At 40.9% G+C, this 25,065-nt stretch carries 26 protein-coding genes and 1 pseudogene; 15 read left to right on the forward strand and 12 right to left on the reverse strand.

What is annotated here, in order from left to right; all coding sequences use genetic code 11:
- The first annotated feature begins 36 nt into the window (after nucleotides 1–36).
- A complete protein-coding gene (locus RMY63_RS11980) occupies nucleotides 37–855 on the forward strand; it encodes a sucrose-phosphate phosphatase (RefSeq protein ID WP_322728914.1) in 819 nt (272 codons plus the stop codon).
- A gap of 284 nt (nucleotides 856–1,139) precedes the next feature.
- Here RMY63_RS11980 and RMY63_RS41760 read toward each other — a convergent pair whose 3' ends face one another.
- Nucleotides 1,140–1,253 carry a hypothetical protein gene (locus tag RMY63_RS41760; protein ID WP_416212509.1) on the reverse strand — a complete coding sequence of 38 codons (114 nt, stop codon included), beginning with the start codon at nucleotides 1,251–1,253 and terminating at the stop codon, nucleotides 1,140–1,142.
- Between the two features lie 195 nt (nucleotides 1,254–1,448).
- Nucleotides 1,449–1,766 (reverse strand): annotated as a pseudogene (locus RMY63_RS11985) (transposase); the annotation flags it as partial.
- Nucleotides 1,767–2,000: 234 nt separating this feature from the next.
- Between RMY63_RS11985 and RMY63_RS11990 the strand changes: the two are divergent.
- Nucleotides 2,001–3,437 carry a phosphoglucomutase/phosphomannomutase family protein gene (locus tag RMY63_RS11990; RefSeq protein WP_322728915.1) on the forward strand — a complete coding sequence of 479 codons (1,437 nt, stop codon included), beginning with the start codon at nucleotides 2,001–2,003 and terminating at the stop codon, nucleotides 3,435–3,437.
- A 93-nt stretch (nucleotides 3,438–3,530) separates the two neighbouring features.
- Nucleotides 3,531–4,118, forward strand: coding sequence for an RdgB/HAM1 family non-canonical purine NTP pyrophosphatase (gene rdgB / locus RMY63_RS11995; RefSeq protein WP_322728916.1), 588 nt, complete (start codon nucleotides 3,531–3,533; stop codon nucleotides 4,116–4,118).
- A 173-nt stretch (nucleotides 4,119–4,291) separates the two neighbouring features.
- Here the strand turns inward: rdgB and RMY63_RS12000 are convergent, their stop codons facing one another.
- From RMY63_RS12000 to thiD, 7 genes are all read right to left on the reverse strand, one after another.
- Entirely contained in the window at nucleotides 4,292–4,798 is a 507-nt protein-coding gene (locus RMY63_RS12000; RefSeq protein WP_322728917.1) for a hypothetical protein, read from the reverse strand.
- 10 nt (nucleotides 4,799–4,808) lie between these two features.
- Nucleotides 4,809–5,087, reverse strand: a complete 279-nt coding sequence (locus RMY63_RS12005; RefSeq protein ID WP_322728918.1) for a hypothetical protein — start codon at nucleotides 5,085–5,087, stop codon at nucleotides 4,809–4,811.
- Nucleotides 5,088–5,128: 41 nt separating this feature from the next.
- Complete coding sequence (locus tag RMY63_RS12010; RefSeq protein WP_322728919.1) at nucleotides 5,129–5,701, reverse strand: GNAT family N-acetyltransferase; 573 nt, start codon at nucleotides 5,699–5,701, stop codon at nucleotides 5,129–5,131.
- 27 nt (nucleotides 5,702–5,728) lie between these two features.
- Nucleotides 5,729–5,857: a hypothetical protein gene (locus tag RMY63_RS41765; RefSeq protein WP_416212510.1), complete on the reverse strand. Its 129-nt coding sequence runs from the start codon at nucleotides 5,855–5,857 to the stop codon at nucleotides 5,729–5,731.
- 274 nt (nucleotides 5,858–6,131) lie between these two features.
- Nucleotides 6,132–6,470, reverse strand: coding sequence for a P-II family nitrogen regulator (locus RMY63_RS12020; RefSeq protein ID WP_012410794.1), 339 nt, complete (start codon nucleotides 6,468–6,470; stop codon nucleotides 6,132–6,134).
- 361 nt (nucleotides 6,471–6,831) lie between these two features.
- The gene (locus RMY63_RS12025; protein ID WP_322728921.1) at nucleotides 6,832–7,443 is read right to left on the reverse strand and encodes a hypothetical protein; all 612 of its coding nucleotides are present in this window, start codon (nucleotides 7,441–7,443) and stop codon (nucleotides 6,832–6,834) included.
- Between the two features lie 200 nt (nucleotides 7,444–7,643).
- Complete coding sequence (gene thiD / locus RMY63_RS12030; RefSeq protein WP_322728922.1) at nucleotides 7,644–8,507, reverse strand: bifunctional hydroxymethylpyrimidine kinase/phosphomethylpyrimidine kinase; 864 nt, start codon at nucleotides 8,505–8,507, stop codon at nucleotides 7,644–7,646.
- 422 nt (nucleotides 8,508–8,929) lie between these two features.
- On the opposite strand from thiD, the gene RMY63_RS12035 reads away from it, so the two are divergent.
- Nucleotides 8,930–9,070: a hypothetical protein gene (locus RMY63_RS12035; protein ID WP_322728923.1), complete on the forward strand. Its 141-nt coding sequence runs from the start codon at nucleotides 8,930–8,932 to the stop codon at nucleotides 9,068–9,070.
- Nucleotides 9,071–9,376: 306 nt separating this feature from the next.
- On the forward strand, nucleotides 9,377–12,268 hold the full coding sequence (locus RMY63_RS12040) for a choice-of-anchor D domain-containing protein (protein ID WP_322728924.1): 2,892 nt from the start codon (nucleotides 9,377–9,379) through the stop codon (nucleotides 12,266–12,268).
- Nucleotides 12,269–12,595: 327 nt separating this feature from the next.
- On the opposite strand, the gene RMY63_RS12045 is transcribed toward RMY63_RS12040, so the two are convergent.
- A complete protein-coding gene (locus RMY63_RS12045; protein ID WP_322728925.1) occupies nucleotides 12,596–13,030 on the reverse strand; it encodes a hypothetical protein in 435 nt (144 codons plus the stop codon).
- A gap of 119 nt (nucleotides 13,031–13,149) precedes the next feature.
- Between RMY63_RS12045 and RMY63_RS12050 the strand changes: the two genes are divergently transcribed.
- Entirely contained in the window at nucleotides 13,150–15,000 is a 1,851-nt protein-coding gene (locus tag RMY63_RS12050) for a S8 family peptidase (RefSeq protein WP_322728926.1), read from the forward strand.
- Nucleotides 15,001–15,103: 103 nt separating this feature from the next.
- Nucleotides 15,104–15,334 (forward strand): hypothetical protein, encoded by a 231-nt coding sequence (locus RMY63_RS12055; RefSeq protein ID WP_322728927.1) that lies wholly within the window; start codon nucleotides 15,104–15,106, stop codon nucleotides 15,332–15,334.
- Here the strand turns inward: RMY63_RS12055 and RMY63_RS12060 are convergent.
- Both RMY63_RS12060 and recA read right to left on the reverse strand, forming a co-directional pair.
- Entirely contained in the window at nucleotides 15,321–15,644 is a 324-nt protein-coding gene (locus RMY63_RS12060) for a thioredoxin family protein (protein ID WP_094327275.1), read from the reverse strand. The genes RMY63_RS12055 and RMY63_RS12060 overlap by 14 nt on opposite strands.
- 655 nt (nucleotides 15,645–16,299) lie before the next feature.
- Entirely contained in the window at nucleotides 16,300–17,379 is a 1,080-nt protein-coding gene (recA, locus tag RMY63_RS12065; RefSeq protein ID WP_322728928.1) for a recombinase RecA, read from the reverse strand.
- A 492-nt stretch (nucleotides 17,380–17,871) separates the two neighbouring features.
- Here recA and RMY63_RS12070 point away from each other — a divergent pair, with 492 nt between their 5' ends.
- The 8 genes from RMY63_RS12070 to RMY63_RS12105 all read left to right on the forward strand — a co-directional run bounded on the left by RMY63_RS12070 (nucleotide 17,872) and on the right by RMY63_RS12105 (nucleotide 24,565).
- A complete protein-coding gene (locus RMY63_RS12070) occupies nucleotides 17,872–18,405 on the forward strand; it encodes a hypothetical protein (protein WP_322728929.1) in 534 nt (177 codons plus the stop codon).
- A gap of 12 nt (nucleotides 18,406–18,417) precedes the next feature.
- Nucleotides 18,418–18,858, forward strand: coding sequence for a hypothetical protein (locus RMY63_RS12075; protein WP_322728930.1), 441 nt, complete (start codon nucleotides 18,418–18,420; stop codon nucleotides 18,856–18,858).
- An 8-nt stretch (nucleotides 18,859–18,866) separates the two neighbouring features.
- Nucleotides 18,867–19,319, forward strand: a complete 453-nt coding sequence (locus RMY63_RS12080) for an HNH endonuclease signature motif containing protein (RefSeq protein WP_322728931.1) — start codon at nucleotides 18,867–18,869, stop codon at nucleotides 19,317–19,319.
- A gap of 340 nt (nucleotides 19,320–19,659) precedes the next feature.
- On the forward strand, nucleotides 19,660–20,928 hold the full coding sequence (xseA, locus tag RMY63_RS12085) for an exodeoxyribonuclease VII large subunit (protein WP_322728932.1): 1,269 nt from the start codon (nucleotides 19,660–19,662) through the stop codon (nucleotides 20,926–20,928).
- Entirely contained in the window at nucleotides 20,921–21,148 is a 228-nt protein-coding gene (gene xseB, locus RMY63_RS12090; protein ID WP_322728933.1) for an exodeoxyribonuclease VII small subunit, read from the forward strand. The genes xseA and xseB overlap by 8 nt, the downstream gene beginning before the upstream one ends.
- Nucleotides 21,149–21,602: 454 nt before the next feature.
- A complete protein-coding gene (locus RMY63_RS12095; RefSeq protein ID WP_322728934.1) occupies nucleotides 21,603–23,861 on the forward strand; it encodes an ATP-binding protein in 2,259 nt (752 codons plus the stop codon).
- Complete coding sequence (locus RMY63_RS12100) at nucleotides 23,858–24,331, forward strand: response regulator (protein WP_322728935.1); 474 nt, start codon at nucleotides 23,858–23,860, stop codon at nucleotides 24,329–24,331. The genes RMY63_RS12095 and RMY63_RS12100 overlap by 4 nt, the downstream gene beginning before the upstream one ends.
- Before the next feature lie 36 nt (nucleotides 24,332–24,367).
- On the forward strand, nucleotides 24,368–24,565 hold the full coding sequence (locus RMY63_RS12105; RefSeq protein WP_416212511.1) for a histidine kinase dimerization/phospho-acceptor domain-containing protein: 198 nt from the start codon (nucleotides 24,368–24,370) through the stop codon (nucleotides 24,563–24,565).
- Nucleotides 24,566–25,065: the final 500 nt, after the last annotated feature.

A 25,065-nucleotide genomic window follows, 5' to 3' on the forward strand; every position in this document is an offset into this window, starting at 1 on the left:
TTAGCAGTTCTGCCGGGGTATAGTAGGGGGTGCAGTGTGAAACAATTTCTTTTAGTCACCGACCTGGACTATACCCTAGTAGGTGATGACCAAGCAATGGCAAGGTTAAATCAACGGCTAGAACAGCATCGTCAACAGTACAAAACAAAGATTGTTTATTCAACTGGGCGATCGCTTTTTCTTTATGAAAAGCTTACAGATAAAAAAGCACTTTTAGAACCAGATGTACTTATATGTGCTGTAGGTACGGAAATTTACTACAGTAGCACTAATACTATAGATCCCAAGTGGTCAGATAAGCTTTCTGAAGGTTGGGATAGAGACTTAGTTGTAAAGATATCTAAAACTTTTAGTGAATTAAAGCCCCAGCCAGAGAGCGAGCAAAGACCTTTTAAAGTTAGCTATTGGTTTGAAAAAGAAAAAGAAATCTCTGGAAATTGTTTGTCAGACCTAGAGTCTCGTTTGCTAGAGCAAGGATTAGATATTCAAGTTATCTGTAGCCTTGGTAGCTCTACTCATATCAACAACCTTGATAATAATTACAAAGATGGTAAAGATTTAGAGATTCAAGTTCTAGATATTCTGCCACGTAAGGCTAATAAAGGTATGGCAATGACCTTTGTACGTGAAAATCTAGAAATAGATGTAGCACAAACTGTTGCTTGTGGCGACTCCGGTAACGATATTGCCCTGTTTGCTGACAAGAAAGAAAAAGGTATTATCGTCGGCAATGCAAAACAGGAATTGCTGAAATGGCACGAAGCTAACCCAAACCAAAATCGTTACTTAGCAAAAGCTCAATTTGCGGCTGGAATTGAAGAAGGTTTGCAGCATTTTGGATTTTTTGAAGGATAAAACTTAATTGTTGAGTTCAATTTAATTCGACACACTAGAAATTTTTCTATCCCTTGAAGCCCCCAATTCTTCCAGCGCATCAATTTGGGCTTCGTCTAAACCTTTAACGCCCAAAATATTCATACCCTGATATAGTTTACCAAGTTCTATGGTATTAATACTAATATTAATATAGGACTATGATTTGATTGCGTGAAAAAACTCCGTACAACTCGAAAAGCCTTCAGCCCTATTCCCTACTCCCTACTCCCCATTACCCCTTATCCCCAGCTACGTAAATAATTTCAGAAATCAAATATGATTCCTATATCTCCCTCTACATCCCAAAACTTAATAGTCTGATCTTGGCTACAGCTAATAAGTCTCTTGCCATCAGGACTAAATACTACGATTAGCATATCCTTTCAGGGTCTGTTTAGATTTCCATTTGTCGTTTTCGTTTTCCCAATGCCAAAGTTTGACGGTACGTCCATCACTACCGTTTATTAAAAGTTTAGGTTCGTTAGTAGGGTTAGGGCAAAATGCAGAAATGTTGAATATTGATATAAAACTTTACATTTTTAATTATACTAAACCTAAAAAGCCTAAAATTGTCAACATAACATCATCTCTTCAAACCAATGAATATAACTGATTTTCTGACACATACAATACTGAAGATAGCGGAATTTATCTAATAATGTATTTCCCCATTGTTCGGGAACAGATAAAATCTGTAAAATTAGATAAGCTATCAAACTTACATAGATTTGTATGGTGATACCATTGACGTTTTTGGTAATTAATTTGTCAAGTTTTAAGTGCATCTTTAAAAACTTCCACAACAATTCAACTCCCCAACGTAATTGATAAATCTCTCTAATTTAATCATCACTAACGGCGGTTTCTTCCGACGCTGGTAAATTAGTCACATTAACGTTGTTTCATGAATAAACAAAAGGATCAGATTTATCGTTTGATTTCTTTTTGAAGGATCAAAGCGATGTCTACAACAAGCTCGTCTACACACCTCTATATGCACAAATTTGCTCGTTTTTGTGTTGAAATAGCCGAATATTATCAGTACATATTATTACTAGATTCTTTTTTTACTCTGCACACTGTATAAATGCTAGAATCCTCAAGTAGACAGTTAGGATACCTAGATGCCAGTTGTAGCTAACTCAATCAAGTTTGGTACAGACGGCTGGCGAGGCGTTATTGGTGACGAGTTCACCTTTGAACGCCTAGCCCTGGTCGCGCCAGTTGCAGCCAAAGTATTATATAATACATATTTTTCTACAGTGGGTAGCCGGACAATAATTGTCGGTTATGATCGCCGATTCATGGCAGAAGACTTTGCTCGTGCTGTTGCCGATACTGTTACTGCTGTCGGTTTTGATGTGCTGTTGAGCGAGAGCTATGCTCCAACCCCAGCTTATAGTTGGGCGGCAAAACAACTCAATGCTTTAGGGGCACTGGTAATTACAGCCAGTCATAATCCCGGTTCATATTTAGGGTTAAAAGTCAAGGGTTATTTTGGTGGGTCGGTACCGCCAGAAGTTACACAAGAGATAGAAGCACTGTTGGCCGAAGGAGTACCACCCGCAGCAACTCCAGGCAAGCAAGAGAAATTCGATCCTTGGCCTAGTTATACCAAAGCACTAGAACGTAAAGTTGATATTGCCAAAATTAGAGAAGCGATCGCATCTGACAAATTGACGTTATTTGCTGATGTCATGCATGGCGCTGCTGCGACTGGATTGGCGAGACTATTAGGCAATCAAGTCAAAGAAATCAACAGCGAACGCGACCCCCTCTTTGGTGGCGGTGCGCCAGAACCCTTGCCTAAACACCTTTCAAAGCTATTTGAAGTCATTAAGACTCACCGAGAAACCAATAAATCAGGTTTAACGGTGGGATTGGTATTTGATGGAGACTGCGATCGCATTGCAGCGGTGGATGGAGAAGCCAACTTCCTAAGTTCCCAAGTCTTAATCCCAATATTAATCGACCACTTAACCCTGCGGCGCAACTTTAAGGGTGAAATAGTTAAAACTGTTAGTGGTTCCGACTTGATGCCCCTTGTAGCAGCACTACACAACCTGTCAGTCTTTGAGACAGCCGTTGGTTATAAATACATCGCTGACAGAATGTTAGCAGCAAAAGTGTTGCTGGGTGGCGAAGAGTCGGGAGGAATTGGCTATGGCAGCCATATTCCCGAACGCGATGCCCTGCTGTCAGCCTTGTACGTTCTAGAGGCGATTGTAGAATCTGGTTTGGATTTAGGTGAGTATTATCGCCACTTGCAGCAACAGACAGGGTTTAGTTCAGCTTATGATCGCATCGATTTACCCTTAGCAAGTATGGAAGTGCGATCGCGTCTTTTGCAACAACTGCAAACCCAACCCTTAACGGAAATTGCAGGTAAAACAGTGATTGATTGCCAAACAATTGACGGCTACAAATATCGCCTAGCTGATAAAAGCTGGTTAATGATTCGGTTTAGCGGGACTGAGCCAGTTTTACGGCTATACTGCGAAGCCCCAACAATTGAGCAAGTGCATCAAACTCTTGCTTGGGCGAAACAGTGGGCGGAGTAAAATTAATTATTAGTCATTAGTCATTTGTCCTTTGTCCTTTGTCCTTGGTAAATGACCAATGACCAATGACCGATAACCAATGACTAATGACCAATGACCAAATTACTTGTAGTAGCCACAGGAAATCCAGGTAAGTTACTTGAAATGCAAGCTTACCTGGAAAATTCTGGTTGGGAATTAGCCCTCAAACCGGAAGAATTGGAAATTGAAGAGACGGGCGAAACTTTTGCCGCTAACGCTTGTCTAAAAGCGTCACAAACTGCTAAAGCTACGGGAAACTGGGCAATTGCTGATGATTCAGGCTTGCAAGTAGATGCCCTAAATGGCGCACCAGGGGTGTATTCTGCACGTTACGCCAAAACCGACTCAGAACGCATTGCTAGGGTACTCAAAGAATTAGGCAACGAGGTAAATCGGCAAGCTCAATTTGTTTGTGCAGTGGCGATCGCTCGTCCTGATGGTGCGATCGTATTACAATCTGAAGGTATTTGTCGCGGCGAAATTCTCCACGTACCTCGTGGTGATAGTGGTTTCGGCTACGATCCAATTTTTTATGTGCAAGAGTTGCAATTGACCTTTGCTGAAATGACACGAGAATTGAAGAGGTCAATTAGCCATCGAGGCAAGGCTTTTACGGCTTTACTTCCGCAACTAGGCACATTGTTTAGTCCTGAGTCCTGAGTTAGGATGAAAAACTGATTTAAGAAATGAAAAGCTATCTAAGAATTAGTACTTTTGGCGTTGCAGAATAATCAGACTAAATATAGCAATCAAGTAAAATACAACAAAGGCTTATGGTATCAAAGCTAAAAGTGATTTACCACAAATTTTCAAAGTGTAAATGCTATTTACCTTTATTGCTTGGTTGAGGCAATTGCCTCCCTAAGTTTTTGAAGAGTTGCTTCTGACCATTTATTTATGCAGCTGGTTTTTCCAGCAGGAATACGCATATGGTAAATTGGATTGTTACGTAAAGCTAAGATTTTTATTCTCTGAAGAACATCATGGTTACGTATATTTAAAAGTTCAGCTAAATGAGTACATGTATAAGGATAATGTTCTTCTTTAGGAAGGCTAATCGCACTCAAAGCAATATCTGTATTATCGAGATTAGTTGTGACTCTTAAAGCAGCATCTTCAGAGCTTCCATTTCGTACAGCTTCAAACTGACCTACTACTCTGTTAATACTGTTCTCCAATCGAGTCAGCTTTCGTGTCAATTGATCGCTAACAACTGAAGATAAAATATCTCTGAGCCTATCTTCAGACACCTCAATCATAGGGCTAGTACCCTTACGATTGAGGCGTGCTTGGCTTAATGGGGTTACATTATTAGCTTCTGAGTTCGGCTCAGATGACATAAACAAATCCTCACGCTACATTGGAATGTTGGAATTTTTGTTGAAGACAATCCAAAATATCATTTTCGGTTTTTTGAACGATTTCTTCAATTTCTTCCTGCGATAATATGTTACCCAACTCTTCCTGCAAAATTGCTATTAATTTTTCATAACTAATATGAGCTTGAGTTTTAGCCAAATATTTAGCTAAATTTTGACCTAAATCTAACCCCGCAGATACATCACAATCTACTTCATCTTCAAGTTGAACCGCCCACTGTAACCAAGAATTACTCGATAAATACTGCATTGCTCTACCCCTTCCTGACTATCCATAACCAAGTTAACCAGCTAACTAGATTGGCTGAGTATTTTCTCAGCTTGGTCTGATGAAATCTCAAAGTATCTTAGTCCTTGTTTATTGGAATCATATCCCAAATCAACCATTCCAAATTTTCTGTAAAAATTTTCTGCGCCAGGTAAGGAATGTAAACCAATCCTACCTTTGTAATCTAAATCAAAGCTATGTTCTATAGCGAACTTTAGTAAACTAGTTCCAACACCTTTATACATTGGTGGATTTTCTATAGAGCGACGATTCCAAGGGGCTATAGTTAAGTAATCTACATAAACAAGATTCTTAGTAGATTCTAAAAGGGAACGATAGCAATCTAACTCCAAAATCATAAGTCCTTGAGTAATCGCTTCACATTCTAATGCGAGCCTTTCATAATTCGGCGTTGAAAGCTTAAAAAATTTATCTATCCATGACCAATGACTGTCTTCTTCAGATGAGTTTTGAAGTCTTTGTTTCCAAAAGGTTTCAAAGTCTGAAATATGTTTAGAAGATAGATTACATAATTCTGCTTCAACTAAGGCTGAGTCTTTAACACGGAATAAGGGGAGCTTAACAATCGCATTCAAGGCAACAACTCACAAGTTTAAATTAAGCTAGACAAGTAAAAGTTCAGATTTCTTCTCGTCTACAGTTTCAAAATAAAATTTTTCACCTTGCTCTATACGTTGCTCAATCAGCCCCATCATCCGTAAAGCTTGCCGTAACACTGCTGACTTATTCATGTCCTTTTTTGCACTAAGACTATTTAGTAGCTCAAGCTCAGTGTCCGACAAGTTAAGCGTGATTAAAGTTTTTTTGCTCAAAACATTTTTACCTTACATTTTTACCTTTATTTTTTATATATAGATTATATATCAAATATACATAGTACATGCGTTCTATGTCAAGAGTAAAGCTAGTTTTTGTCGTAGCCTGTAGCCAGTAGGACATGGGAATATGCCTATATGTAACTTACGGAGTCATATATAGGCATATAGTTCAGAAGCTGATCAAAACTTAAACTGCTTCTGTGTTCTTTTCGCCAGTGCGAATCCGAATCACTTGCTCAACAGGCGAGATGAAAATTTTACCATCGCCGATTTCACCAGTGCGGGCAGCAGCAATAATTTTGTCTACCACCATATCAACCTGATTGTCGTCAACTACGATTTCCACTTTGAGTTTTTGCAGAAACTCAACGGTGTACTCAGAACCACGATACCGTTCAGTTTGACCTTTCTGCCGTCCGAACCCCCGAACTTCAGAAACAGTCATGCCAACAATACCAGCGTTAACTAAGGCAATTTTCACCTCATCTAGTTTAAATGGGCGGATAATAGCTTCTACTTTTTTCATCTTCTTGACTCCTGACTTCTACTAGCTTCGTTTATATATCTAACCAGATCCGCTGTCTGAAGCTGTAACTAGCAGTGCTTTTCCTAAAAAATATGTAATAATTACAACTTTTTTAAAGTGTAAGTGCTTTACTTGAGGGTTTATAACATGAAAAGTGGCAAGGATTTATTAATTGGATAATCTTTAAGGTTCTAACATAAAGAAATTGCTGTCAATTTAGCATTTTATGTAGCTTTTATAACCTAAAAATAAATTGTTCCCGCCATTTAGCAGATTTGCTCGGATATTTTAGAGAGTGATTGCAGACAAATTGCACGGTAGCCCGAAAGCCTGCTATTGCTTCTGACTGTGGGAATGTCAACTAACGTTTCTGATGTTCAAACAAGGGACGCACAACGAAATACCCAGCACTAAAGGCAGTTAGCATGATTAACAAGATGGTAATAATTAACCACCAGCCATTGAGTCCCTTGACATCTGGCTCAGTAGTGGAATAATAACTGACTTGTTGCTCTTCTATAAAAACTGGTTCTGATATCGGAAAATTCATTTCCATTACAGGTGCAGAAAAGTCTTGGTGGCGGCTTTTTTCGGCTGGTTGTTTGGACACAACAGATGGATGCGAACGAGAAACCTGCTGAGGTGAACGCGCTTGTGTTACTGGCTGTTTGACAGCACTTTTAACGTCGCCAGAAGCTTGGTTAGCTTGGGGATAATTAGCTGTAGTAGCATGGGAATCCACAAAATTTTGCAAACGAGAAAAAGACTCAACGACTTTGGTAATTTCTTGGCGTAATAGTTGATTTTCTTGTGCTAGTTGCTGATTTTGGGTGGTGAGTGCATTTAGCCTCGCCTGTGCTGCTTGCAACTCTGTTGACAATTCCCTGTATACAGATAGTGGTACAGAGGGAGGGTAGGGTTGAGTAGTCGGTATTGGCGAATTTTTGTGAACAGAACCTATGGTTGTTCGCATCGGGGGCTTGGTATTAAAAATCAAAGTAATTAGATCGTACAGAGATGCTAACAGAGATAGTCACCCCTGAAACTATGCCCAAGAATAATAGAAAAATACCGAAAGGGCAAAGATTTTTTATTTGAGCATTGGGGATGAAGTACTGAGAAAACTTTTCTCTAGTCCCTAATCCCCAGTCCCTAATCCCCAGTCCCTAGCCCCTAGTCCCCATTGCCCCTTATCCCCAGAGGGGGCCCCACCTTCCCCAGTCCCCACAATGGGAAGAAGTGTCCCACAGGGCCTTGCCCTTCGCCAATATCTAGGGCGTAAGTGAGTGCGGTAGTCACATACTCCTTTGCCTGTTGCACTGCCTGCCACAAATCTTTTCCTTTAGCTAGATTAGCAGCGATCGCAGCTGATAGTGTACAACCAGTACCGTGGGTATTTTTTGTCTCTACTGGTTGGCAAGTCAAAACTTCCAACTTGTCCCCATCAAACCAGATATCAACGCCACGCATATCTGCCTGCATACCTCCGCCTTTGACTAAAACAACCTTCGTCTTTAAAGTCTTGTGAATAATTTCTGCAGCGGCTTGCATATCCTCTAAAGAATTAATTTGTAAACCGCTCAAAATTTGGGCTTCATAGCGATTAGGCGTGATCACAACCGCTTTGGGAATCAGGGTATGGCACAGAGTCTTTATAGCATCATCATCAATCAATTGTGCTCCCGTGCGTGACACCATTACTGGATCAACTACTAAATTATTGATTTGTAAAGCTTCTACTTGCTGGGCAACAGCAAAGATAATTTCCTGATTGAGCAACATTCCCGTTTTGGCAGCTTGGACGCCAATATCCTCAACTACTGCCTGAATTTGCGCCACAACAGCCTCTGTTGGCATAGTATCGACCCTTTTCACTCCTAGAGTGTTTTGTGCCGTGACGCAGGTTATAGCACTAGTACCGTGGACACAGTGAAAAGCAAAGGTACGTAAATCAGCTTGAATTCCTGCACCGCCACCGCTATCTGAACCAGCAATGGTTAAAGCAACAGGTATTCTGGAGTTGATTTCAGTGTTCATATTATAAAGATTAAGTAAGTTGGCGTTATCAAACCAAACTATCTCAAAGATTGATGAACTAGGCTAAAAGCCTCTTCCTCTTGCCGATTTCAAGACTGATTCCACTAGACACTTCCATAGTTTTTTTAAAACTGCTGTAAAAAACTTTACAACATTCAGGATATTCACTGATATCAAGTGCTATTTGTAAAGGTTACTTTTAACTAAGTTCACAAAGCTCAGTTACACCGCTTAAAACAGGTTCAACTAAGTTGTTACATTAGTCTCCTTAAGTTAAAGGGTCAACCTAACTAAAGTTTCAACTAATTTAACTTTGATCGCTTTAACTTTAAGTCCCCAGTTATCAGCCAAGGGTGAATTTTACCATGCAGATTTGGCAACCTCCTCACCTAAAACAACACAGAAAGTTCAGAGGAATTACTATGCCAAATACGATCGTTTTATTGAAAAAAGCAGATGCTAAAGCTGGTTTGCAAAGAGCAGCGATGTCTACGACGGGCTACGCCTACGTGGCTGTTAAAGATGAAGATACAATTCAATTCAACTTTATCCAGTCTAGCTAAAAGGATGTCTGACGACAAGTCTGAAGTAGAAGCATCTACACGCTAATCGTCCAATTACTCTCAACAAAACTCTGACGATTGACGGTATCAATATTCCTGATTTAACCATCAACGGTTGACAGGAGAAAAATTTTTCAGGTTTACAACAGCGTTTCTATAATCGACGCAATTTTAAGTTGCGATCGGACAACTCTGACTGTCCTTAACAGTGCAGATAGATGACTCATTCAAATAACTACTTAGCAACTGAAGAAAGTTGCTGAGATTGTACTACCAATTTCCCTTACACATATTCGGAGTAAACAAATGGCTGGCAATACATATTACGTTTCTGCAACAGGTAGTGATAAAAATAAAGGCTTAGACGAAGAATCTGCATTTCTCACCTTGGGTAGAGCTGTGTATGAGATGAAAACAGGCGACACGCTCTACGTCATGAATGGAAATTATCAAATGAAAGGGGTTACGCTTTTAAACTTGAATGGCTCACCAGATAACTGGACAACAATAAAAGCTTATCCAGGGGCTACGCCGACGATAACAACAACGGGAAGTGGCATTAATATATTGAGTTCATCCTACGTGCGGATTGAAGGACTTGATATAAAAGGCAATCGGGAAAACATCACTCTCGAATATGCCTTGCAAGAGAAGGATAACCTTAAAAATCCCTTGACCAATAGTAATGGAATTGCTGTTAATGCATCGAAAAACGACGCTGGTGTAATAACTGGTACTAATCCCCATCATATTGTCATCACTGGTAACACAATCCGTAACTTTCCAGGTGGAGGCATAGCATTCAGTAATTCAGACTATATAACTGTTGAAAAAAACATTGTGTCTGGAAACGCTTGGTATTCGGCTCACGGCAATCAGGGAATAACCTCTCTCCACAGTTTTAATTTTGATAACAATACCACTGACTACAGAACTATTTTTCGAGACAACATTGTCTACGATAACCAAAGTTTAATTCCGTGGAAAAATGGAGGCACTGACAAAATCACTGAGGGACATGGGATTATGCTTGATACTACCAATATCAGCAAAGATAATGTGGCCTATACAGGTAAGGCATTAATTGCAAATAACATTACTTACAACAATGGAGGTGCAGGCATTAATGTTTTCAAAGCTACCAATGTTGATGTTATCAATAACACGGCTTACAAGAATGCCCAGGTTCTTCCAGCTTCTGGAGAGATTGGTGTTACTTACTCGGAAAATGTACGTGTATACAACAACATTTTGTATGCAAGCGACAATCAAAATGCTAATAGAGTTAAGTATGCCACAAATGTCACCTTCGATCGCAATCTTGTTTATAACTCGGACCAATTCCAAGCTTCAGATAATTTAAACGCTACAGGGTTACAAAATCTTTTGGGTCAAGATCCTCAATTTGTTGATGCAGACAATGGAAATTTTGCACTCAAACCTGGAAGTGTTGCGATTGATGGTGGTTCCAATGCCTTCAATAGCATCACTAAGAGGACTCCTCAGGATGGTGATGGTAATGGTAGTACAGTCGTTGATATTGGTGTATATGAAGCTCCCCGCAACTCTACCAAAACCCCAGAAATTCAAGTTCTTAATGGCACAGTTAATATTACAGATGGCAGCACTACCCCCATTAACTTTGGTGAGACTCTCGTTGGTGAAACCGTAACTAAAACCTTTACCATCAAGAACACCGGTATAGCTGCACTCAAGCTGAGTAATCTAAAACTTCCCGACGGATTTAGTTTGGTTGGAACTCTTCCAACAAGCCTAGCTGCCAATGCTTCCACCACCCTTTCGGTGGCACTCAACCCCACTACAACCGGCGTCTATAGTGGCAGCCTCAGTTTAAACAACAACGATATTAATGAAAGCCACTTTGACTTTGCCATTAGTGGCACAGTTAATGCCCCAGAAATTCAAGTTCTCAATGGCAATGTTGATATTACAGATGGCAACACCACTGCCATTAACTTTGGTGAAACGACTGTTGGTGACAGCTTAATCAAAACCTTTACTATCAAGAACACCGATACAGGCATACTCAAGCTGAGTAATCTGAAACTTCCTGACGGATTTAGTTTGGTCGGAACTCTTCCAACGAGCGTGGCTGGTAATGCTTCTACTACCATATCGGTAGCACTCAACCCCACTACAGCCGGTACTTATAGTGGCAACTTCAGTTTAAACAACAACGATAGTAATGAAAGCCCCTTTAACTTTGCTATTAGTGGCACAGTTAAACCCGCTCCTGCCTCGGAAACTCAAGTTCTCAATGGTACTAACTCCAATGACACCTTTGTTATCCGACGAGGCGATGGCAGTTACAGCATCACCAACTTTGGTGCTGTAGGTACTGGCTCAAATCCTTCGGCTGCGGTCATTGCCAAGATAGATACCTTACAATTTATTGGGGCTGAATTGACTGCAAGAAATCTGCAATTAACTCAAAATGGCAACAATTTAGAAGTCAGCTTTGGAAATGTGGCTAATACCAAAGTCACTCTGCAAAACTTTAAGTTAGAAAACCTAGACAACTTAGCCGCATCGTCAACAAGACCTGCTATTGGCAATATCATCTTTGACGGAGAAGACAGTGTTACCAAAAGCTTTGATGTGATTAATGGCAGCTCCACTCAAACATATATTTCTACAGCAAACACTGTCACTTTCCTCAATGACTTGAACAATAACATCAGCGGTTTTTACAGTTCCAACGATGTGATTAATGGTCAAGGGGGTAATGATACCATCGATGGCAGCGGTGGTGACGACCTGCTGCGGGGTGGTACTGGCAACGATCTTCTGATTGGTGGACAGGGCAACGATACTCTTGTGGGTGGTACAGGTGCTGACTCTTTCCTCTACGACACCAATTCTATTTTTAATAGCGCTGTTGTGGGTATTGATACCATTGCTGACTTCAATCGCTCTAGTGGTGATAAGATTGTCCTCGATAAGACTACCTTTAGTGCTATTACTTCTGATGTAGGAACGGGTTTTAGTAACGCCAGTGATTTTCAAATCACCAGTTCAGGGGCACTTAGCAATGGTGTAATTGTCTACGACCGGATGACTGGGCAGTTATTTTACAATCAAAATGGTAGCGATGCTGGTTTCGGCAGTGGTGGTCAATTTGCACAACTTACTGGTGCGCCTAATCTTACTGCCTCTGACTTCATTATTCAAGCATAGCTGGGTCGGGTCAACCGAATGCAAGTGTAATCCAAACATGAATCGAGTTTTAAGGCGGCTTTCAATTAGATAGACCACACCCATAGGAGCGCAACATTTGGTGAAAAAGAAGGTAGAGATGTAGCCCGTGCTACGTCTCTACAAAGGTTTTTGGATAACGTATATTTAATTTATGGACATGTTGAATAAATGGCAGTCAAGTAAAAGCCATTCCAAAAAACATCTTTCTAATAAAAACGTCATTGCCTATGAATAATATCACTACTAGCGATCTAACTTTTTGACCAGAAATAGCCGTCTTATTTGTCACTTATAGTTTTAATATAATTACTGCTGTGGTTGCGATCGCAAGTCTTGTAATCGCCCCTGCAAAAACTTACCCCATTCTGTTGCCAAAGGGACTTCTGTAAACGGAACCCGCACTGAGTTAGTAGATTCAGAAAATAGAAATTCTAATTCTATAGAACGACCTCTTTCAGGTGGATTGTTTATATCTACTGATTTTTCATCTACTAACACCTGGATTTGTTTGATATCAAGCAAGGAGAATGTTTCTAGTTTAATCGGCCCTTGAGGCGTGGGTTTTCCCCAAGTTATATTGTTATCTTTTTGACCCAATACAGCATAAATATCATACTTAGCCCGTTCAAATTGCTCCGCCCAAGTGCGATAGGCTTCGACTTTTTGATACTCCTTCGAGCCTTGCCAAGCCAACCAGAAAAACATTACTAACAGGGGCAACCACAAAAGACCACGTTCCATCGTTAAAAAAATCCTGATTCCTGAATACAACTTGTAACTAAAAGTGCAAAATCTACCAACAAGGGGTGCAGATAAGTTATGGTAGTGAGCAAACTGGCAAAAAGCGGTGATGAGTTAATATGAGAAAGCTTATATTATTGTGCTTGTTTGTCATTGGGCTGGGAGCTACCATATTTAGTTTCCTGAATTTTCAGGGATTGGCAGCCAAAGGAGAGTTTGAGACGATTTTGCTTGATTTTCGGGAAGATATTCCATCACTTGTAGTGGAACAGGATTTGCAAGCGATCGCCAAACAATACAACGTTACACCCCAATTAGACAACAAGTTTTCCAAAAAAGATAATGTATATATTATCAAGGGCGATCGCCAACGGCTCCAAGAACTGAAAAAATCTCAGTTTGCCCAAGCTACAGAATTCATTGAACCAAACTATATCTACAGCAAGATTCCACAACCAGGTAAAGCCGCTTGGCTAGCTGAATTTTTAACACCCCAAGAAGATGAAGAAGCAAATCCTTCATTAACTGGCCCCAATGACCAATATTACAGCAAGCAGTGGAACTTGCACAAAATCGGTGTTGAAGGGGCATGGAGTCAAACCAAAGGCAGTGGCATTACAGTCGCAGTGATTGACACTGGAATTACCAAGGTTCGCGACTTGTATGAGACAAAATTCGTCAAGGGCTATGATTTTGTTAACGACAGAGAAGAAGCCACAGACGATAATGGTCACGGTACCCATGTTGCTGGAACTATTGCCCAAGCCACAAATAACAAATATGGCGTCGCTGGAATTGCCTACGAAGCCAGTCTGATGCCGCTGAAGGTACTCAGTTCTTATGGCGGTGGTACTGTTGCCGATATTGCCGAAGCGATTAAATTTGCTGCTGATAAAGGCGCAGATGTGATTAATATGAGCTTGGGTGGTGGCGGTGAAAGCAAGTTGATGAAAGAAGCGATCGAGTATGCCCATCGAAAAGGTGTAGTTATCATTGCCGCTGCGGGGAATGAAAATGCCAATGGGGCAGGCTATCCAGCCCGCTATCCCTATGTTATCGGCGTTTCGGCAATTGGCCCAGATGGCGAAAGAGCGCCCTATTCTAACTTTGGTGCAGGGGTAGATATCTCTGCTCCTGGTGGTAGTGAAGCTGGTAAGATTCTCCAAGAAACCATCGATGAAAAAGGCGAAGGTGTATTTCTGGGCTTCCAGGGTACAAGCATGGCTTCTCCCCACGTTGCTGGTGTTGCGGCATTAATCAAAGCTGCTGGCATCAAAGAACCAGATGAAGTTTTAAAAGTTCTCAAACAGTCAGCACGAGTGATTCAGGATGATGGTTTGAACTATTATGGCGCTGGACAACTCAATGCAGAAGCAGCAGTCAAACTAGCCTTCACGGGACAAATCAGTTTTCCAGATTTCTTCCGGTGGTTACGGGATAGCGGCTATCTTAACCCCGGCTTTTGGATTGATGGTGGTGCGATCGCACTCCTACCCAAGATTTTAATGGTAGTTGGTTCCTATCTGCTAGCTTGGTTTTTACGCGTTTACTTCCCCTTTACTTGGAGTTGGTCTTTATCCAGTGGACTAATTGCCGGCAGTTCTGGCTTATTCTTCCTCAAGGGAATCTATATTTTTGATCTTCCCCAATGGCCTTTCCGGGTTTTGGGCAGTTCAATTCCCGAATTAGGAAATACTCTCCAGGGAACTGATGCATTAAATCCCCTATTTGCCAGTGTACTGATTCCCATTGTGTTGATGGCATTGCTGCTGGGACATCCTAGTTGGAAATGGTTTGCCATTGGTTCAACTTTAGGTGTAGCAGCGTGCTTAACTACAAGTGCGTTTTTCGAGCCGGCAGTTTGGGGATTGGGAAGTGGTAACTTAGCACGCCTCTTCCTCATTGCTAATGCCCTAGTCTGTTATGGACTTGTTCGTTTAGCATTGAAAAACGAAGAAAAAACGGCATAAAAAGTGACTGGGGAGTGGGGAGTGGGGGAAGAATTCTTAATAACTCCCTACCTCCCTACCCCCTACCCCCTACTCCCTACTCCCTACTCCCCACTCCCCCACTATGATTACACTTACAGGTACAGTCGAACGTCGTGATATTGGTACAGGCGCATGGGCATTAGTTACAGAAGAGGGCGTTACTTACGAAATCCTCAGAGGAGCTGACAAAGACTTACTCAAAGCTGGACAAAAAGCAAAAGTTAAAGGACAGGTGCGTGAAGATATCATGACAACTGCCATGATTGGCCCTGCCTTAGAGGTCAAATCTTTTGAGGTAATTAGTTCTGATTAGCTGTGGAATTCAGAACTTCTTGCAGACGGCTTCTAAACTCCCCTTTGGGATGACCTCCTTTTACTTCACCAACAATCTGAAATTCCCCCTCTGGAGAATTGCAGATAATGTAAGTAGGCCATCCCATTTCTGATTTATCGGGATATTGAGTCAATAAAATCTTGCGATACTTGCGGTAAGCAGTCGTATCTTGCATCTTTACATCAATAAATTCTAAACCCAGTTCTTCAGCCACCTTTTTGTCATAAAAAGACATTTTGTGGCAGATGCCGCACTCTTCTGAAGAGAACTTAATTACAGCTAAACTCATGGGTTGGCTACTCTTTGATTATAAACAAAGTTTTTTAGCATAATGCCATGAAATATTACCATATAGCTGGTCATTAGTGTCAATCTTAGGCTGAAACCCCGATCCAGTATTTTTCCCTAATAGTAGCCTCTTAAACCAATTCGCAATTCGCAATTCGCAATTCGCAATTCGCAATTACGTGTTGTAACGGGGATTTAAACCCCGCCATAACACTTGCGGCTTGACAGAAGCCGGGGACTTAAACCCCTACACTTTGTTAACTTTAAATTGATGGGTTCATCGGTGACAAATCAGTTCAATGTCTACGACGGGCTACGCCTACGCCAAAATATTAAGTAGGATGTGAAGATCAGTCCAAAGCTATTCACTATCTGGATTTGAGCTTGTATTTAACATAATACAGTTCAGTTAAGCATTTCTCCTTCTCTCTGTGCTGCGCCAGTTGCTTCAAGTCTCTTAACCGCAAGGGCGCACTGGCTTCTCTGCGCCTGGAGTGGTTCGTTAAAAAAACTGACTTTGACAAAGAGTTTTAGCTTTAACCCAAGCGTATTGGTATTTAACAATATCCAAATTTCGATTCAAAAAAATAAGGTGCGTTAGCTGTCTTTGTAACGCACCATCTACTCGCAATTGCAGATTAAGAAATCCAAATTCCTTATTCTTCTGGCTCTAAATCGGCTTCTTCCTCTTCATCGTCTTCACTGGCTTTAGCTACGGAGTTAGCAGAAACAACAGCGCCTTTATCTAACTTTTCACGCACTAGTTTCTTCATTTCCTCAGCAAATTCAGGTTTTTCTTCTAGATACTTAATGGCGTTGTCTCGTCCTTGGGAGATATTATCGCCGTTGTAACTGTACCAAGCTCCTTTGCGGACAATAATGCCAGTTTCTTCTGCTAAGTCAACAAGACAACCCAAGGTAGAAATACCTTTACCAAAAATAATGTCAAACTCCGCTATTCTAAAAGGCGGTGCTACTTTATTTTTGGCGACTTTGACTTTAACGCGATTACCAAATTCATCAGTACCTTTTTTCAAGGTTTGAATTCGGCGAATATCCAAGCGCACCGAAGCGTAAAACTTCAATGCATTACCACCAGTTGTGGTTTCTGGGCTACCGTAAGTAACACCGATTTTTTGCCGCAACTGGTTGATAAAAATTACTGTACAACCGGATTTACCAATATTGCCAGTAATTTTACGTAGTGCTTGGCTCATTAACCGCGCTTGCAGACCAACGTGAGCATCACCCATATCGCCTTCAATTTCAGCACGGGGAACCAGCGCTGCTACTGAGTCTATAACTACAATATCAACCGCAGCAGAACGAACGAGCTGATCGACAATTTCCAAAGCTGATTCGCCTGTATCAGGTTGGGAAATCAGCAAATTGTCAATATCTACACCCAATGCAGCAGCATAAGTAGGGTCTAGGGCGTGTTCAGCATCAACAAAGGCAGCAATACCGCCATTTCTTTGCACTTCGGCGAGGGCGTGTAGCGCTACTGTAGTTTTACCGGAACTTTCCGGGCCATAAATTTCAATTACCCGACCCTTGGGTAAACCACCACCCAATGCTAAATCTAGGGTAAGCGCCCCACTGGAAATCGTTTCCACCCGCATTCGGGTAGCATCGCCCAAGCGCATGATTGCTCCTTTACCAAAGCTGCGCTCAATCTGGTTGAGCACCATAGTCAGCGCTTTTTGCTTGCCTGAAGTATCTGTGTTGATAGCCATTCCTGCCTCTAATGCCTCTAAAATATATGGTTTTAAGGAGTGTTGCTCTGGGAGTTTGAGTAGAACAGATATACTATTTTAACCAGAAAATTCTGGAATAGGACTTCTCAAATCAAAAAAGGGGTGTGACAAGATCGTAACTCGATCGCTACCAAATTAGGGTAGCTCTGCACAATGATACCAACTTGCATTCAGAGATAGCTTTTTTTTGGCTGAGTAAGCAAGGGATTTTAAAGAAAAAATTACCTAAACAACTGACCTTACGCAGTGTACATAGTTAGACTGCTTGATTTTAGAGAGATAAAAGCTTAATACAATGCGGCACGATCAATCATTCAACCGTTGAATTTTGCTCATTAACAACATAAACCGTAGTCTCCAGCATCGATAAGTTTAGTAAAGTTAGCGTCTTTGTTGAATCTGGCCTGTTGGCATGGAAATTATATACTGGTAAGATAGTAATATAAATCACATTAACTATTCTAAGCAAACGTGAATAAGTCACAGGCTATTAAGCTACTTGAAAGTGAGGCATGGACAAAAGCAGATGCTATGCGTGCTTTGGAAGTAATTGACTTTAGTACCAATCCTGATGAGATTACCATTCGCAGAGCTATTTCGTCTTTTGCTGGTTCTGAATTAATTAAGCGTCAGCGTCTTCAAGCGGTCCAGAAAGGTCTGGTAACGAAAAAAACTAGAGAGATTGAGTTAAAGGAAAAGGAGTATGCTGCCAAAATTGACCAAGTTAAAAAGTATCCAAAACAGGAAAGAGAAAAATACGAAGCTGAAATTAAAAGCTTGTCTCAAAAAAATAATATTTTAGAAGTTGAGATCAAGACAATATATTCTCAAAATAAAAACTTAATAGAAGTTAATGAACAACTCAAAAAAGACAATAAGTCTCTAAAAAATTTAGTCGATCAAATTAAACTTAAGTTAGCTATTAATACTAAAGAAATTCTCAAATATGAAGATAGTGAAATTCGGAAAGCAGTAATTACTTTTTTCAAATGGACTTTAGGATAAAGCACTGAATATATGACTGATCAAAAAGGTAAAAAAAGGAATTTTAGAGGAATGAGTTATCGGGTTGTTCAACTCGCTAACTCCAAGAATCGGAGTAAGCTTCATGAAAAAGATCAAATTTGGCTAAAAGAAAACTTTTATAAGAATATTGGCTGGGATAATGTTGTTAATCTTTATCAAAAAATAGAGGAATTTATAAATAATTATCAGTTGGAAGCATTGACACTTGAAGAATTATTTATCGAGGCTGATCGTATTGGGAATAGATATCTCACTAATCAAGAAATACAAGACTATAACCAGAGCTTATCTAAAGAAGTTAACGAGGTAGCAGAAGAAATAGATAAGCAGTTTCCTGAGACAGAAATGGAATTTATCGATTTTAGTCAAAATACTAATATTAAATATAAAAAGAAGCAGAATCAAAAGACATATAGAACAGTGAAGATTTAGCTGTAAATATGGTGAATATTGAATATAAAGAACTTAAAGAATTATTTGAGCTTGCGGACACAATTGGTAACAAACGATATCACAAGCTAACTCATCAAGATTTTGAAACTTATAGGAAATTCGATTTTTGGCGCTATATTAATGGTGATTATGAGTGTGGTACAACTCAAAATAGTAAAGATTGGGTAAGAGAAAATTCTAACTGGTACTGTCCAATTTGTGGGTATCATTACTCTGACAAAGGTGGTAAGACGATAGATCACAAGCTACCTCGATCGCAGTATCCTTGGTTATCAATGGAATTCAAGAATTTATGGGTCATTTGCCAGGTTTGCAACAAAGAAAAGGGTGAAATGCATTGGTACAAATATGAACACTATATATTTGTTCGCTATCCGAATCTTTATCTTGCTGTGAAAATGGCACGTCCTATCCAGTTACTCCAGTCTCTAAAAGATTAAACCAAATAGTATAATCAGTTATTGCTTTAACCCCCACTGAGAAATCTAACATTCAATAAAGAGTTTTACATCTGCATTAGAGCATTTAGCTAATGGCGAAGCTTGATGGCACTTCATCCATCACCCTTGTTACTATAAACGCCAGTTATCTAGTCTTAGTGAATAATCTAAATCCTTTGATAATGAGATATAAATTAAAACAATTCGTTGGATAATTTACTAAATTCATTTATGTCTAATGGAATTTGAAAGTATTTCCAATTTGATAATTCAACACAATAGCTATCAATTAACGTTATTTGCTAAAATTTGACTAGGTTTTTGCTCCCGTGCATCTTTGATGACTCTCGATCTTCCCGACTCTCTGATTCTCGATACTGCACTTTCAGTATCTGGATTAACTGACTATATCCGCTTGCTGTTAGAGCAAGATGAACAATTACGGCAAGTTTGGGTAACTGGTGAAGTTTCCAGTGCTAACCACCATCGCAGTGGTTTATTTTTCACGCTGCAAGATCCGGATCGCACCGCCGGAATTAAGTGTGTAATATGGAATAGCCAATTGCCAAAACTTGCGCAGATACCTGTTCCTGGTGAGCAGATAATCATTTTGGGCAGCATTCGCGTCTATCCGCAACGGGGAGAGTATCAGTTATCAGTTTGGCAGACTTTACCTGCTGGTGTTGGTTTACAGGCGCTACGCTATCAACAACTCAAAAATCGCTTGCTGGCTGAGGGGTTGTTCGACGCGCAAAGAAAGCGATCGCTTCCCACTCATCCCCAAACGATCGCTGTCGTCACTTCACCAACAGCTGCTGCTTGGGGTGATATTCAAAAGACTCTCAAGCAAAGGTATCCAGGTTTACACGTTTTATTTTCTCCCGCGACAGTACAAGGCGAGCAAGCGCCGGAATCTATCGTCAAAGCAATTGAGCGAGTGGAAAGAGATGGACGCGCCGAAGTGCTAATTTTATCGCGGGGTGGTGGCGCGGTGGAAGAGTTGGCTTGCTTTAATGATGAACGAGTGGTGCGATCGCTTGCTAGTTGTTCTATTCCTGTAATTACTGGTATCGGCCATCAACGAGATGAATCTTTAGCAGATTTAGTTGCAGATGCTTGTGTCCATACACCCACTGCGGCAGCGGAAATGGTTGTGCCAGCACTTTCAGAGTTGTATACTGAGCATCGCCAGCGAGTTGTCGCTTTACATGAAGCGGTACATGACTTTAGAGAAAATGCTGAGAATAAACTGCAAGTATTACGGAACCGTTTGCGACGTTTGCGGTTAGATCGACAAGTGCAGCAGGAGGTGGAAAAGCTAGCTTGGAAGCGTCAGCATTTGGTGCAAATGACGACGGGGCGATCGCAGCAAGCAACGCAGCATTTAGAATTATTGCGGCAGAAGTTGGCTAGTCTTGACCCGAAAGCGGTGTTACAGCGTGGTTATGCGGTGGTGAGGCGGGAAGATGGAGCGATCGCTCGTTCGGCAACGGAGTTGGCTGTGGGGGAAGAGTTAGTGATTCAATTGGGGCAAGGTGGGGTTAAAGTGAAGGTTATGGAAGTGAACGAACCGCCAAGACGCCAAGGACGCAGAGAGTTGAATGGTTAAACGTAAGGGTGCTTCTAGTTCTGAGGAAGGTTGGAATTATGAAGCGAAGGTTGCTGAGATAGAGGGAATTATTACTCGCATTGAGGCGGGTGAGTTGGAATTAGAAGCTGTGTTTGACCAATTTGCAACTGCTGTGGAGTATTTGCGTCAGTGCGAAGGTTTTTTGCAGCAGCGACAACAGCAGGTAGATTTGTTGATTGAAACATTAAATCAAGAATAGAAGCTAGAGCCTGCCATTAAGGCTGAAACAGTCAAATCTCAACCTGCAGATCCCCAAATTTTTGGAAAAGTCAGGGACTTGTTTATGCGCGTTTGATTCTGGATTGCTATAGTTAAAGTATCTATTTAAAACCTGTATATTTTATATAGGAATCCGGTTTAATTTTTGAACAAAATTAAGTATTTTTAGTGGCGTGTCAAGGTTAAAATAGTGCAATAGAAAATGTTCGTAGTTGCGCTTTAGCGCTAAACAAAGCTAAAATCTATCGCAACATTTAACGACTTGCCACGCCACTACGTATTTTTTCAAAAATCAAATAGTAGTCCTATAGAGAGTATTACTAGTCAGTTAAATATAATTAAAAATTTAAACAGCTAAAAAGAAATAATTTGACTATATATTAAACATTTCTGATTTCTGCCAGAGTTCTAATGAGGAGTTTAAGAAACTGAGAATGACTGATGAGATCATTGATTTGACAAACTGCGATCGCGAACCAATCCACATTCCCAATCTGATCCAGCCTCACGGGGTTTTACTGGTTTTGCAAGATTCTACCTTGGAAATCCTTCAGGTGAGCAGCAACACCCAGGAAATTATTGGCCGTCAACCTGATGAATTGCTGGGGAAGTCGCTGTCAGATTTACTCGATGCCAAGCAAATAAAGCTGATTCAACAATGTCTGTCCGAGGATTTTGAAAGCGTTAATCCCCTCAATCTGTCTATCAAGTATTTGAATAAATCACTTTATTTTGATGGCATTGTTCATTCCTTTAATAATATAATTATTCTGGAATTAGAGCCGAAAAAAGCCAGGGGCAAAACAAACTTTTTTGACTTCTATCAACAGGCAAAAGGAAGTATCACTCGCATTCAGAAAGCACCAACGCTGCTAGAAATGTGCCAGGTTGTGGTGACAGAAGTTCGGCGAATCACTGGCTTTGATCGCGTCATGGTCTATCGATTCGATCAAGAAGGGGCAGGCAGAGTGATCGCTGAAGACACCAATCACGAAACACTCTATTTAGATTTACACTATCCGTCCTCTGACATTCCCAAGCAAGCCCGACAGCTATACACCCTCAACTGGCTGCGGCTGATTCCAGATGCCAGCTATCAGTCTGTCGCCTTAATTCCACCGAACAATCCCTTCACAAATCAACCGCTCGATTTGAGTTTATCGGTGTTACGGAGTGTTTCTCCGTTACATCTAGAATATCTGAAAAATATGGGTGTGACTGCCTCCATGTCTATTTCCCTAATGCACGAGCAAAAGCTTTGGGGATTAATTGCCTGTCATCATTCATCGCCCAAATATGTTTCTTACAATATCCGCACCATCTGCGAGTTCATTGGACAGGTGATGTCTGTAGAACTGGCAAATAAAGAAGCGAGTGAAGATATCGATTACAAAAATCAATTAAAGTCATTACAAACTCAATTTGTGGAAGAGTTGTCTCAGGCTGAGTATTTCCTAGATGGCATGGTGCAACTAAAATCTCAATTACTCAATCTGGTCAGTGCCACGGGAGCAGTGATATGCAGTGGGAACCAGTATATTCGTGTGGGTAAAACCCCATTGGAGTCAGAGGTTCACGCCTTACTTGATTGGATTCAACCTCAGCTCCATCATAACTTGTTTGAGACGCGATCGCTCGCGAAAAATTACCCTGCTGCCGAGTCATATAAAGCGATAGCCAGTGGCGTTTTAGCCCTGGAAATTTCTAGAGTTCATCACAATTACATTCTCTGGTTTCGCCCAGAGGTAATTCAAACGGTGAATTGGGGCGGCAATCCCAACAAGCCTGTGGAAGTTTTCTCAGATGGCAGTTTAAGAATGTCTCCTCGTAAATCCTTTGAATTATGGCAAGAAACGGTGCAAGGGTCTGCCCTACCCTGGAAACCCTGTGAAGTTGAGGCGGTTATTGAACTGCGAAGCCTGGTTGTGGGCGTGGTGTTGCGGCAGGCAGACAAACTGGCATCGATGAATTTTGAATTACAACGGAGTAACGAAGAACTCGATTCTTTCGCCTACGTTGCGTCCCATGACCTAAAAGAACCGCTGCGAGGCATTCACAACTACGCTAACTTCTTAATGGAAGACTATGCAGATGTACTAGATAACGATGGAATTGCCAAACTCCAAACCTTGGTGCGGCTGACGCAGCGAATGGAAGACTTGATTAATTCACTCCTGCATTTCTCGCGGTTGGGACGCGCCGAACTGATCCGGCAACCAGTGAATCTAAACGAGTTAGTACCGCAGGTAATCACCACCTTGACTATTGCCCGACCGCAGAGTAAAGTTGAGTTTCGCATTCCTCAACCTTTTCAGAGCATTCGATGCGATCGCACTCAGATTAATGAACTCTTCACCAACCTAATCAGCAACGCCATTAAATACAACGATAAACCTGAGAAGTGGGTCGAAATTGGTTTTATCGAAGGAAATGGAGAAAGAAAAGTTGCTTCTACTTCTGTGACTTTCTACGTTCGTGATAACGGCATTGGTATCGCCCAAGAGTATCTTGACAAAATCTTTCAAATCTTCCGCCGCTTACATGGACGGGATGACTTTGGCGGTGGGACTGGGGTCGGGTTAACCATTGCCCGCAAAATTGTCGAACGTCACGGTGGTAAAATTTGGGTGGAATCTACGCCAACTCTTGGCAGTACCTTTTACTTCACCCTGTCGGCGGAGGCAAATACATGACTCAAATTTCAGCCTTCCGTATCCAGGAAACGCCACTACTTTTAATTGTGGAGGACAGCAACGAAGACTTTGAGACACTGCAACGATTTCTAAGACGCTCTGCCATTGCGTTCGCCATTCAGCGATGTGTGAATGGCGAACAAGCCTTGGCGTTTCTTTATCGGACTGGCAGTTATGTAGAGCGCGAAAGTGCGCCCCGACCCGGCTTGATTGTGCTTGACTTAAACCTGCCCGGAACCGATGGACGAGAAGTGTTACGCCGGATTAAACAGGATGACAACTTGAAGATGATTCCGGTGGTAGTGTTTACTACCTCTAACAGTCCTAAAGACGTTGAAGTATGTTATCAATATGGTGTCAACAGCTACATCGTTAAGCCAATTAATTTTGCTCAACTGAAACGAGATATTCAGATGCTCGTGGAATATTGGTTTGAAGTGACGACGTTACCTGATTATCCAAAGGATTAGTCATGAGTCAGAGATCGCGCACTGTCTTAATTGTTGATGATTCACCAGAAAATCGAGAACTCTATCGGCGGTATTTACTGCGTAAACCGGAGTATTCCCATACCAATTTTAGAGGAAGTGTTTGGCAGCTTAACCGCGAAACAAAGCCAGTTTTTAAACACCATCGAACAGTGTGGGGAACACTTAATGACATTGATTAACAATATTTTAGACCTCTCTAAAATTGAGTCATGACAATTAGGATTCAAATCATATTCCGCAGATATGTAAAAAGAGATAAAACCAATTCGCTTTTTTGCCCATTCGCAATTAAACTAAGCCACCCACAACACAATATGAGTGGGGTTTTTACCTACCTTGAGACACAAGGAATTTTTCGCGCCACTTGCGGACAAGGTTTTTAACCTTTACTTTTTAGATAAAAAGGGTTTTAAGTTGTTTACATAAAATGTCTATAATAACGAATAAAGCAGATATAGCAATTCTAAATCATTCGTGAAAAGTTAGATACCCGACAACTTTTACGAAGTGGGGGATCTGCACACCGAAAATTTTCACAAATCAGATATGATTGCTATATGCTCTTCATAAAAAATTTGTATTAGTAAATGAATAGTTATAGATTGTTCTCTGGGAAAAGTGATATAAGTCTTCTAATTAGGTTAGAAGCAAAATATACATCAAAACGCTAAAACGAGTTAATGCAAAGCTGATGTAAAGAGCAACAAATAAAG

Origin of the sequence: Nostoc sp. ChiQUE01b (assembly GCF_034531255.1) — a bacterium.
Lineage (GTDB): Bacteria > Cyanobacteriota > Cyanobacteriia > Cyanobacteriales > Nostocaceae > Nostoc.